Genomic DNA, 11069 nt, shown 5'->3' with positions numbered 1-11069 from the left:
GCGTCACATGCCCTTGCATTGTTGCGAATAGAGTCTCAGTGGCGTGATGAGGTTAAAGCGTGCTTATCAACAGAGTTGGATAGCGCATTTAGTCTTGTTAGTTTGGATCGAAATGAAGTGGCGGTATTGATGCCTTCAACCTCACAACCGGATGCGGCCGGGAACCTGAAGCACTATTGTCGGTCTATCGGTGAAATAACACAGAAGGGCATTATGCCTTTAGGTGGTTTGCATGTTTTCACTTCCGTAGCGCGAGATCCTTTAACACTTATTCAGCACGCTAGAGATGATTTGGCCAGACGAATGTGCAATGAACCCTAAGGCAAATTGCGCACTGATCTATGAGATCTGTACGTAATCCTATACCTAAAAAAATTCATGACTGCGTTATCGTTGTTTCTCCATAAAACAATCAAAAAGCTGGAGAAGCAAAATGATTAGATTAAAACAAAAAAAATTGATAGACCTGCCAGTGAAGATGGCTAAGGCTGTCAAATTTGCAGCTGCCTGTATAGTTTCTGTGAGTGTTGTCGGTTGTACAGGTAACCCTTACGAAGAAGTGGCAGATCGCAATGACGTTATTACTCTGGGCGACTCGATCTTTGATCTTAATGGTGTCATTCAAGAGACGCTCGAATCCTATGCCGGTGAGACCTTTCGAGATTACACGCAAAGCGGAGCAGAGTTGTCTGGTGGTGCCTTGGCTAAAGCCGTCGATCAACAATATGAGGATGCTAAGTCTACAGACGCAAATATCGATACCATTGTTATGGATGGCGGCGGTAACGACATTCTTATCCCCGCAATGCTATTCGACCCTTATGGGTGTCGTACTCACTGGTGGCGTTGGAATATTTCAAGAAGCTGCCGTGGCTTGATTGAGGATCAGTATATTAATGCAATAAACCTGCTCAATCAGATGGAAAGTGATGATGTTCAGAACGTGATATGGCTAGGGTATTACGAGTTACCTCGTGGCAATAAAAACCTCACAAAAGCCTTAAATTACGGTGATGACTTGCTTGGTTATGCTTGCGATGTAGCGACGAATGCAAGCTGCTCATTTGTCGATACGCGTGGCACTGTTCCAGCATCTCAAGTTGAAAGCGATAATATTCACCCAACCCCAGAAGGATCTATTAACTTGGCAAATCAGATTTGGCCTGTGCTTCAGACTGTATTGTAATTCGGGTAAATACATTCACTCGACTTAATTAGATTTACATAGTTAGTGGGGCCAGGGAAGGCCCTTTTTTGTGAATGAAATCACAAATCTATTCTCTTTTTAGCTCGTGTATTATCGAGGGTGCAAAATATGAACAATATTCACTATTTGGTACGTTTTGCGCCTCACTAAACTTAAATTAATCATTATAGGATCATGTCTCCATATCAAAAATAACAACTGGAGAAAGCATGAAAACGATGAATCTAAGAAAACTGTATCACAAAGGCGGCTCTAGAATAAGCTGGTGGGGACACTAGCGATTGCCGGTTCCTTGGTTGCTTGTACGGGAAACCCTTATGAAGAAAACGCTCAGCGTATGGACGTGGTAACGCTAGGTGATTCGATATTCGACTTGAATGGTGTAATTGAGGAGGACCTTCAAGCGAATGCCGCTACCACTTTCCGAAACTATACGCAAAGTGGCGCTGAGTTATCGGGTGGCTCATTAGCAACACCTGTAGACAAACAGTACCAAGATGCGAAAGCAACGGATGCGAATATTTCTACGATTGTCATGGATGGCGGCGGTAATGATATCTTGATACCGGCAACTTTATTCGACCCTTATGGTTGCCGTACTAAGTGGTATCGCTGGAACATTTCTAGCAGCTGCCGTGGCTTAGTTGAAGATCAGTATGTTAACGCGGTTAACTTGCTAAACCAAATGGATGCAGATGGCGTCGATAATGTTGTATGGCTCGGCTATTACGAGCTACCTAGAGGTAATGCGAATCTAACTCAAGCATTGAATTATGGAGATGACTTGCTGGGTTATGCTTGTGACGTGTCGAGTAATGCGAATTGTCATTTTGTAGATCCGCGTGGAACGGTACCTGCTTCTCAGGTGGAAAGTGATGATATTCATCCGACCGTGGAAGGATCTCATAACCTTTCAGCACAGATCTGGCCAGTACTTCAGCCTTTGCTATAAAAACAGAGTAGTAAGTTTTGGAGCGGCAGGGATCGCCGCTTTCTCGAAATGTCTAAAGATAATAATTCAGAGAGTAGATATGAGTGAGCACAATAAAGCCGTAAATTTGAAACCCTATTTGTTGGGTGGCATCGCTGTTATCAGTATCGCACTAAGCGTTTTCCTTATTCAGTTATTTGCCAGTCAAAAGCCACTTAATTCGCACTATGAGCCTGTTTCTCTTGGCCCTTCATTACCTTTATCTTCCTCGACTGAGGATTACCTTGATGTGCCTACTCCTCAGATTCCAGAGTATTTGAAAGCGGAGCCTAGTGAGATTGAGCAGCTGATTGAAGCCTTAGTAAGCTTACTGGTTCAAGAACACTCAAGTGAGAAACACTTACCGTCTTTTCACGCAAGCTTGAAAGAAATGCGTAACGACTTAATACAGTCCTACCCAGATACAGGTGCGGAAATATTTGAGCGAATTATTCGAACGGCTTTCCCCGAGTTAGTAGATGATATTCTTGCTTTATTAGCAATGCTTGATATCTATGACGAGTGGCTCTTGACTAATATATTAGATCTGAATGAAATGCCTGCGTTGCAGCAGCAAGGCATGTTGTGGCAAAAGCGCTATGAAATTTTTGGTGAGGAGTTAGCAGAAGCTATTTGGGAGAAAGAACGAAGTGCTGAAGAAGATAAACGAGAGTCGATGCTCTCTACCGTTAATATGCTTAACCAGTCACTTGATATGAGCATGCAAGACCGAGTTTATCTATTGCAAAGCGCTTATGATGAAAACTATTTTGGCTCTGTTGAAGATTTGGTGCTTGATTCGAAAGGTATGTTATCTCAAGTTGTCTTTGGTCTTAATGCTGTACAAAGTGAACTCGGTGCATTAACACGTGAAGAACGTCAGTATGAAATTAATGAAGTGAGGCGGCTCATCGGATTCGAAGAGTCCCAGATAGAATGGTTGGCCAAGCGAGACCAAGAGAGAGAGGATCGGTGGAATAATGGTTACGCATATATGGAAGAGCGTTCACTTGTCTCTGAGCAGTTTGAAGGCGAAGCCTTAGTAGAAAAGCTAAGCGCTTTGCGAGAGAAGTACTTTAAAAATGAGGCCAGTACCATCCAGAAGGAAGAAGAAATGTTAGGTTTCTTCCGTTATAACAGAGAAAGGGTTTATGGGCGAAACTGATTACTTAAGAGTCTTCAAATGGAAAGAAAAAAGGCGCGTTGAGTTTTCTCAATGCGCCTTTTTTATAATCTTTCGAAAGTTAGCTCTTAATTGCGTTTGCCTGCGCTATTGCGTTACCAATATAGGTAGCAGGCGTCAATTTCAGCAGCTCTTCTTTAGCAGGGTCTGGAATATCTAAAGTCTTCACAAAGCTTTGAATCGTTTCCTGGTTCATTACATTACCGCGAGTTAGCTCTTTAAGCTTCTCGTAAGGTTGTTCAACCTTATAGCGACGCATAACGGTTTGAATCGGCTCAGCCATGATTTCCCATGCGTTGTCGAGGTCTTGAGCTAAACGCTCCGGGTTAATTTGAAGCTTGTTTAGACCCTTTAGCGTGGACTGGTAAGCAATGATGCTGTGCGCCAGGCCGACGCCTAGGTTACGAAGAACCGTAGAATCTGTCAGGTCACGCTGCCAGCGAGAGATAGGTAGCTTTTCTGCCAAGTGGCCTAATATAGCGTTTGCCAGGCCTAAGTTGCCTTCAGAGTTTTCAAAGTCGATAGGGTTAACTTTATGAGGCATCGTGGAAGAGCCAACTTCACCAGCAATTGTTTTCTGCTTGAAGAAAGCCATTGAAATGTAAGCCCAAATGTCGCGGTCTAGGTCGATTAGAATCGTGTTGAAGCGGGCAATTGCGTCAAACAATTCTGCAATATAATCGTGGGGCTCAATCTGTGTTGTATACGGGTTGAACTGTAGTCCTAGGCTCTCGATGAATGTTTTAGCATTTTCAGCCCAGTCAACATCAGGGTAGGCAGATAGGTGAGCATTGTAGTTACCTACAGCGCCATTAATTTTGCCCAGGATTTCAACTTTCTCGATTTGAGCCAACTGGCGGCGTAAACGAGCAACAACATTTGCAAATTCTTTACCCATTGTAGAAGGCGAGGCTGTTTGACCGTGGGTACGTGAAAGCATCGGGATTTCAGCGTGCTCAAGTGCCAGTTCTTCCATTTTGTTTACAACTTCTTTCATTGACGGTAAAACACTCTTCTGCATGCCATTAGTAAGCATTAAACCGTGAGATAGGTTGTTGATGTCTTCCGAAGTACAAGCAAAGTGAACGAACTCGGAATCGGCTTCTAATTCAGGGAAGTCGCCTTTTGCTGCAGAGAACTTTTCTTTTAGGAGATATTCAACTGCTTTTACGTCGTGATTTGTAGTGCGTTCAATTTCTTTAACGCGCTCTGCGTCTTCTACAGAGAAGTTACTTACGATATCGTCTAGGAACTTGTTGGCGTCAGCAGAGAAGGCTTTTAATTCTTCAATTTGAGGGTGGGCTGCCAAGGTTTGCAACCAACGAATTTCAACCTCTACGCGGAATTTAATAAGTCCAAACTCGCTGAAGATATCCCTAAGGTCAGTGACTTTTGAGCCGTAACGGCCATCGATAGGTGAAACTGCGGTTAAAGATGAAAGTTGCATTCGTAATCTCTTTCTCTGCTGCTTAAAAAATGGGCGGCAATGATACTACAAATGTGACCTGAGTTGCACTTTTTGTCACGGATACATGAGGGTGCGGTCTATTGCTTATGTTTTGTGGCTTGCTCGGAAATTGATTTATTTTTGATCGCTAATGGTAATGGTGGCTCAATGATGTACGACATTTCTTTGGGCAGCTGATAGATATTGCTTTCGACGCGTCTACGCATTTTTTCTAGTGTGCCTAACGGTTGGTCAACAACGAAGCTGTTGGCGAGCCATGCCGGTAGGTCTCCGCTAGGATCAGCATGCGTTTCATATTCGACAAAAATATAGCCATCACCTTGTGGTGTAAAGCGCCAATAACCTGTTAGTTGTGTGACAGGTACACAGTCTTCGTGATTTTGCTTTACGGCTGTGCTGGCTTCGAAAGTCATCGTTACAGCATAGGTCTTGGGGTCTTGTTTAATATTGGCATGTAGTACATAATCTCGGTCGCTTACAGGCCAGGGGGCACTCGTTCGTTGGTAAATATAAAAGTCTTTATTTGATATTCTTCGAAGAACTTCACTCTTTGCGCAATCTTGTAGCCATAGTTCCATTGCAGATATGTCTGTATGGTGGGCCATTAAGTTATGTAGGCTTGATTTAATCGAGGTTTCACCACGAAATGCTTTGAATGAGGAACCCTCTATCTCTTGAGTATATACCTTGATTCCGTCGTCATCATGTTCCAAGTTCCAGCTATTGGCAGAGCAGGTTAGGGCAAAGCACAAGCTTAGTAGAGGGATTGAAATAAGTAAGTGTAGTGGTTTGCGTAATATGGTTTTCATTAGATGTGTCTACTTATCTCGGTGTTTATCAGGCATAAAATGAATATAACAATAAAAGAGAGCTATAAATATGCTCTCTCCAAGTCTATACCTTGTACTGCTCAAGAAGTTGCTGAGTTGAGCTGGTTAGCTTTTGTAGCTCTTCGCTATGTTGTGAAAGTGTTGTCGCACCTTCGTGGGTTTCATGAGCGACCTCTTTGATAGAGACCACATTGCTGCTGACTTCATTCGCAACGATGCCTTGTTGTTCCACCGTTGCAGCGATCATATTATTCCTATCGGTGACTTCAGCGACTTTTGAACCCGCTATCATTAGGCACTCTCCGGTGCTGTAAGCATTATCCACACAAGATTGAGTATGGATCTTTCCGGCCTCCATTACTTTAACTGCATTGGCAGCGGCAGATTGCAGAGCTTCAGTCATCGCCTGTATTTCTTCAGTGGATTCATGAGTTCGTTGTGCGAGAGACCTAACTTCATCTGCTACTACCGCGAAGCCGCGGCCTGTTTCGCCAGCTCGTGCAGCCTCGATCGCGGCGTTCAAAGCTAATAGGTTGGTCTGTTCAGAAATGTTTCTGATGACGCCAAGAATGGTGTCAATTTGTTGAACATCGGCTTCAAGTTGGCTAATGACTTGGCTGGCTTGTGTCATATCATCCGAGACGCTGCTGATTGCACCAATGGTATTGCGCATCATCTCGTTACCTTGATTTATTTGAGTATTTGCTTCGTGAGTCAGGTCTGAGGTTTCTGCAGCGTTGTTAGCAATCTCTTGAATTGTCATGGCAAGCTCTTCAATTGCCGAGGCGAGAAGCTCGGTCTCAGAGTGTTGTTGGTCAACACCTTCTGATGTTCTTGATGTAATGTCATTTATGACGGTTGCAGAAGACGACATTTCTTCAGAGCCGTGTTTGCAGTGATTGATTAAGCTACGGAAGGCGCTTTGCATGCTGATGAACGATCGGCTTAGACCTCCTAGCTCATCGCGACGCTCAGTTTGCTCAATTTCTTGTCGAAAGTCTCCGTTTGCAGCGTCTTTCATGACTGATACGATTCGCTTTAAAGGTTCGACCAAGTCTTGGGTCATCATTCGAGCGATCACAGCAACGACAATGAGCGTGGCAAGAAGCAAGAAGATAGACGATCGTGACTTTTTCCAGAATAGCTCATCGATATCGTCAATATATACACCGCTGCCGATAATGTAGTTCCAAGGTTTGAAGCCTTGAACATATGAGGTTTTTGCAACAGGTTCGTCTTTTCCAGGTTTAGCCCAATAATAATCGACATACCCGCTTTCAGAGCTGCGTACGACTTTCACAAAATCGGAAAACAGTTGCGTGCCTTTAGGGTCGGTAAATTCGCTTAAGTCTTTTCCGTTCAGTGCTGGCTTAATAGGGTGCATCACCATTTTCGCGCTATAATCATTGATCCAGAAATATCCGCTGCCATTGTCGTACCTTAGGTGTCTGATAGCGTTGACGGCTTGTTTTTTAGCTTCTGCTTCACCCAATATATCTCTTCGTTCGTAGAATGAGCTAAGCAGCGAAGACGCATTTTCAACAAGATGCTTCACTTCACTTTTTCGACTTTCGAGCAAGTTATCTCGCTCATTAATCCGGTCAAAAACTTGAATGAATAAGCTGCTAATAATGGCAATAGCTAGAAGTAGCCAAATTTTGACTTCAAATCGAAGGTTGCTAAACAAAGTGTTTTCCTTAAGAAATCAGTAATGGTTGGGTCGTGATTTTACTGCAAAATAGATTGATTCGTGAGCAGAAGTTCCTAATATAGATTCAAAGTCTCTCTCATGCAAGTTACTGGATTTAATCAATAATTGAAGTAGATCTGTAATAGTTTTCAGATATAATTATGTAGCAGCTAGCTTGCTCTGCTTTGGCTTAATAGTTTTTCGCACTCATTTGCTAACGCGCGTCGTTTAAAGATAAAGTGCCAACGATGGCCAGAGAGTTGTCGCCATAAGTTTGCAGCCCTTACGCCTGAGAGAAGCAGGCAGCGGATTTTTGCTGCGTTCAGATCGACGGTCAAGTGGCGTTCATGGCCAGATACCTGTACACGCAATGAAAAGGTGCTGATGGTTTGCATGTAAATCTCAGCGAGACTGCCAATGACATTTTCGTGAAGCAGGCCAAAATGCTCTACTTGCTGTTGTGCCCTCTCAAGTTTCCGGCTAAGTGCATCTAGCATTTCTTTATCTTTATTGAGTTTTCTCTCAAGGTGGAGGACTGCAAGAGCGTAGCGCACGGGCAGTACGTGCCCCTTAGTATTAGTTTTGGCAAGTAGGTCATGAACGACTTCAAGGCCTTTCTCAAGTTTGGCAAGGTCACCAAAGACCGATAGTGTGGTATCCGGGTTTGTGATAAACAGACTATTTAAGGCAGTTTCCAGGTGTTGAGGATTGCATTGTCCGCTCTGTGCAATGTCGTCAGCGGCTGACATTGCCTGGAATAACCCTGCTAGGGCAAGTATTTGTTGTTGAGTCTTGTTCATAGAGTTCACTGTTTAAAATTACTTTGCTGATGATTGCTGAGCATGTCTTGGAATTCAGCTTTCTAGTGTTTTAGCTGTCTATTCCGTTGTTTCAATAATCGCGCCACCGAGGCATTGATCTTCAAGATAGAAGGCAATCGATTGGCCGGGTGTGACCGCGCGCTGAGGCTGCCCAAAGAATACGCTTAAGCATCCATTGTCGTTACTTTCAATAATGCAGTCCTGATCAGCTTGGCGGTAGCGCACCTTAGCTTTGCAGTGGAAAGGGTACTCACTTGGAGCTTTGTTGATCCAGTCAGTTTCGAGAGTCTGTAGTTGGCTGCTGTATAGAAGGGGGTGCTTGCTGCCTTGAACAACGATTAATACGTTACGATCAAGGTCTTTTTGTGCAACATACCAAGGTGATTCGTCATAGCCGCTGAGCCCACCAATTCCTAAGCCTTGGCGCTGCCCAATAGTGTGGTACATAAGCCCATTGTGTCGGCCGATGATATCGCCCTTGTCAGTTTCAATATCACCCGGTTGCGCAGGGATGTATTGCTTTAGAAAGTCAGAGAACTTTCGCTCTCCGATAAAACATATGCCGGTACTATCTTTCTTGTTATGTGTGATTAAATCATGTTCTTCGGCAAGCTTTCTTACAGCTGGCTTTTCCAATTCACCAACCGGAAACAGGGTTTTCGCTAATTTGCTTTGGTTGACAGCATGTAGAAAGTAGCTTTGATCTTTGTTGTTATCGAGCCCCTTTAATAGCAAGGTTTGCCCATTATCGTCAGCGCGTCTCACGTAATGGCCTGTCGCAATGTAATCTGCCCCTAAGGTACTCGCATAATCGAGAAAGGCTTTGAATTTGATTTCCTTGTTACACAGGATGTCAGGGTTGGGAGTTCGCCCAGAGCGATACTCAACCAAAAAGTGCTCGAAGACTCTGTCCCAATATTCAGCGGCAAAGTTAGCGGTATGAAGCTTAATACCTAGCTTGTCACATACAGCTTGGGCATCATTCAGGTCTTCGATTGCGGTACAGTATTCTGTGCCGTCGTCCTCGTCCCAGTTTTTCATAAACAGGCCTTCGACAAGAAAGCCTTGCTGTTTTAGGAGTAGTGCTGAAACGGAAGAGTCAACACCGCCTGACATGCCAACGATTACGCGTGTTTGGCTTGGATCAACAGAAGAGGGTAGGGAAGAGCTATTTTGTATCATAAGGTGGATATATTAGCGGTGAGCTGCTGAAGTAAGTTTGTTAGTTTGTTTGGAAGAAAGTGCATTCTACCTTGTTGCCTTTATACTTGGTAGTGCCTCCTTTATGCTACTAGATGTTCGGTGGAGTATTTAGTTTGCTGTCTATACTTTGTATAGTAACGGTACTGGGGAATAATGAAGTGATCAGAGAGTCTTGAGGGAATATCAATGAGCAGTGTGCAAGTTGTGCCACGAATTTTGGAGTTGTTTGAGCGTGCTAGTGCAAAACAGTTTGATAATTTAGGTGCTTATATTAAAAAGACTGATAATGACCTACAAAGGTTATCTACTCTTGATGGCTTTGTTTCTGTATCCATTGAGGCTAGTTCTGAAGATCTTTCTATCTTAATGTATTTAAGTGTTTCTGGAGCTTTTCTCAGGGAAACAATGCCTAGTATTGAAGCGCAAAATTAAACAATTGTGCAGTACCAGGAAAATTGGTGTATGGAGCTAGCTAATCGCTTTTTGGGAGACTTGAAAAACCAGTTGCTGCTTCATCACTGTATTCTCAGAATGGGCTTGCCTAAATTGTGTCAGGATGAGCTGTTAGAGCTGGACGCACCTGTTGATTACGAAGTTCATGAGAGGCTTTTCTTGGTGGATAGCCACCTATTGGCACAGATTCATGACTTGCCAATTGTCTGTCGTTTATTAATAAAACAGACCAATAAAGAAATGATATTTGCGGAAGTTAGTGAGGGTTTGGAGGAAGAAGACTGGTTTGAAGAAAGCGAGCTTGAGTTTTTCTAGTGTCTCAAGCTGCTTTTGGGGTTTCTGCCTTTGAATCGGTTTAACTATGTTTGAATTCAGGGCTTCCAGGCAAAAAACTCGCAACATTCTTTACTCGCCAGGCAAGTTCTTCGTGGCTATCTGCTTGCACAGTCACGTGCCCTAGTTTGCGTCCTTCGCGTTCTTCTTTTCCGTACAAATGAAGGTTGGCGTAAGGAAGTGACAAGATACTCCCGGTATCACCTTTTTCACCAATAATATTGATCATGCAGGTGAGCTTTTGCGCTTCGGTGCAACCTAAAGGTAGGCCGCTGACAGCACGCAAATGGTTTTCAAACTGACTGCAATGTGCGCCTTCAATGCTCCAGTGCCCAGAGTTATGGACTCGAGGTGCCATTTCATTAGCGACTAAGCCGTTTTCTGTTTCAAATAATTCCAGTGTTAAAATGCCGACATGCCCTAGCTCATGCATTAACTCTTTAATATATTGATTTGCTTGAGCATTTATATCGTCCGCGACCTTAGCTGCAGGTGCGATGGAATAGCGCAGAATGCCTTCGTGGTGGTCGTTTTCTGCTAGTGGGTAGACTTTCATGCTGTCATCAGCTGAGCGTACAGCGATAATTGACAGCTCTCGAGAAAAGTTTACGAATGCTTCTGCAATAAGTGTGTTTGTGCCATTTTTACCTTCGCCAATAGCCTGCCATGCTGCTTCGCATTGTTCTGCTTGACGAATAACGAACTGGCCTTTTCCGTCATAGCCTTCTCGCGTTGTCTTGGTGACGATTGGGCAACCTAGTTTTTCGACAGCCGCTTTTAACTCTTCAAGGGAGTTGACGATATGGTAGGCAGGAGTGGGAATTCCAAGTTTGGTAAATAGTGCCTTTTCCTCAGCTCTATTTTGACAGACTTCAATAGACTTTGAGGGGGGATAAAGTGTACTTTTACTT

12 protein-coding genes are annotated in these 11069 nt (G+C 43.7%); 6 read left to right on the top strand and 6 right to left on the bottom strand.

All coding sequences use genetic code 11. The features are described from left to right. The 4 genes from A3735_RS31510 to A3735_RS26830 form a co-directional block, all read left to right on the top strand. On the top strand, window positions 1-321 hold a 321-nt coding region (locus A3735_RS31510; RefSeq protein WP_197486076.1), incomplete at its 5' end, for a hypothetical protein. A gap of 112 nt (window positions 322-433) precedes the next feature. Beyond that, on the top strand, window positions 434-1186 hold the full coding sequence (locus tag A3735_RS26840; protein ID WP_068507449.1) for an SGNH/GDSL hydrolase family protein: 753 nt from the start codon (window positions 434-436) through the stop codon (window positions 1184-1186). Window positions 1187-1472: 286 nt separating this feature from the next. After that, window positions 1473-2159 (top strand): SGNH/GDSL hydrolase family protein, encoded by a 687-nt coding sequence (locus tag A3735_RS26835; protein ID WP_156495221.1) that lies wholly within the window; start codon window positions 1473-1475, stop codon window positions 2157-2159. 79 nt (window positions 2160-2238) lie between these two features. Next, window positions 2239-3342 carry a hypothetical protein gene (locus A3735_RS26830; protein WP_068507446.1) on the top strand — a complete coding sequence of 368 codons (1104 nt, stop codon included), beginning with the start codon at window positions 2239-2241 and terminating at the stop codon, window positions 3340-3342. Between the two features lie 79 nt (window positions 3343-3421). On the opposite strand, the gene purB is transcribed toward A3735_RS26830, so the two are convergent. The 5 genes from purB to mnmA all read right to left on the bottom strand — a co-directional run bounded on the left by purB (window position 3422) and on the right by mnmA (window position 9351). Continuing rightward, the gene (gene purB, locus A3735_RS26825) at window positions 3422-4807 is read right to left on the bottom strand and encodes an adenylosuccinate lyase (protein ID WP_068507443.1); all 1386 of its coding nucleotides are present in this window, start codon (window positions 4805-4807) and stop codon (window positions 3422-3424) included. A 98-nt stretch (window positions 4808-4905) separates the two neighbouring features. Then, the gene (locus tag A3735_RS26820; RefSeq protein ID WP_068511605.1) at window positions 4906-5637 is read right to left on the bottom strand and encodes an START domain-containing protein; all 732 of its coding nucleotides are present in this window, start codon (window positions 5635-5637) and stop codon (window positions 4906-4908) included. 85 nt (window positions 5638-5722) lie between these two features. Further along, the gene (locus tag A3735_RS26815) at window positions 5723-7345 is read right to left on the bottom strand and encodes a methyl-accepting chemotaxis protein (protein ID WP_068511607.1); all 1623 of its coding nucleotides are present in this window, start codon (window positions 7343-7345) and stop codon (window positions 5723-5725) included. A 173-nt stretch (window positions 7346-7518) separates the two neighbouring features. Continuing rightward, window positions 7519-8148: a high frequency lysogenization protein HflD gene (gene hflD, locus A3735_RS26810; protein ID WP_068511610.1), complete on the bottom strand. Its 630-nt coding sequence runs from the start codon at window positions 8146-8148 to the stop codon at window positions 7519-7521. Window positions 8149-8226: 78 nt separating this feature from the next. Further along, window positions 8227-9351, bottom strand: a complete 1125-nt coding sequence (mnmA, locus tag A3735_RS26805; protein ID WP_068511612.1) for a tRNA 2-thiouridine(34) synthase MnmA — start codon at window positions 9349-9351, stop codon at window positions 8227-8229. 207 nt (window positions 9352-9558) lie between these two features. Here mnmA and A3735_RS26800 point away from each other — a divergent pair, with 207 nt between their 5' ends. Both A3735_RS26800 and A3735_RS26795 read left to right on the top strand, forming a co-directional pair. Continuing rightward, window positions 9559-9804, top strand: a complete 246-nt coding sequence (locus A3735_RS26800) for a hypothetical protein (protein ID WP_068511616.1) — start codon at window positions 9559-9561, stop codon at window positions 9802-9804. A gap of 30 nt (window positions 9805-9834) precedes the next feature. Continuing rightward, complete coding sequence (locus A3735_RS26795) at window positions 9835-10140, top strand: hypothetical protein (protein WP_068511619.1); 306 nt, start codon at window positions 9835-9837, stop codon at window positions 10138-10140. 40 nt (window positions 10141-10180) lie between these two features. On the opposite strand, the gene A3735_RS26790 is transcribed toward A3735_RS26795, so the two are convergent. Continuing rightward, a partial coding sequence (locus A3735_RS26790; RefSeq protein WP_068638984.1) for a 5-(carboxyamino)imidazole ribonucleotide synthase occupies window positions 10181-11069 on the bottom strand: 889 nt, incomplete at its 5' end.

The sequence above is a fragment of the Oleiphilus sp. HI0061 genome (assembly GCF_001635675.1).
The sequence above is the reverse complement of the archived record's forward strand: the minus strand, read 5'-3'. Positions and strand labels throughout refer to the sequence as shown.

Excerpts from the sequence above, each read along its gene's own strand:
- A3735_RS26840 (WP_068507449.1), top strand. The coding sequence starts at position 434 with ATGATTAGATTAAAACAAAAAAAATTGATAGACCTGCCAGTGAAGATG.
- A3735_RS26830 (WP_068507446.1), top strand. The coding sequence starts at position 2,239 with ATGAGTGAGCACAATAAAGCCGTAAATTTGAAACCCTATTTGTTGGGT.
- purB (WP_068507443.1), bottom strand. The coding sequence starts at position 4,807 with ATGCAACTTTCATCTTTAACCGCAGTTTCACCTATCGATGGCCGTTAC.
- A3735_RS26820 (WP_068511605.1), bottom strand. The coding sequence starts at position 5,637 with ATGAAAACCATATTACGCAAACCACTACACTTACTTATTTCAATCCCT.
- hflD (WP_068511610.1), bottom strand. The coding sequence starts at position 8,148 with ATGAACAAGACTCAACAACAAATACTTGCCCTAGCAGGGTTATTCCAG.
- mnmA (WP_068511612.1), bottom strand. The coding sequence starts at position 9,351 with ATGATACAAAATAGCTCTTCCCTACCCTCTTCTGTTGATCCAAGCCAA.
- A3735_RS26800 (WP_068511616.1), top strand. The coding sequence starts at position 9,559 with ATGAGCAGTGTGCAAGTTGTGCCACGAATTTTGGAGTTGTTTGAGCGT.
- A3735_RS26795 (WP_068511619.1), top strand. The coding sequence starts at position 9,835 with ATGGAGCTAGCTAATCGCTTTTTGGGAGACTTGAAAAACCAGTTGCTG.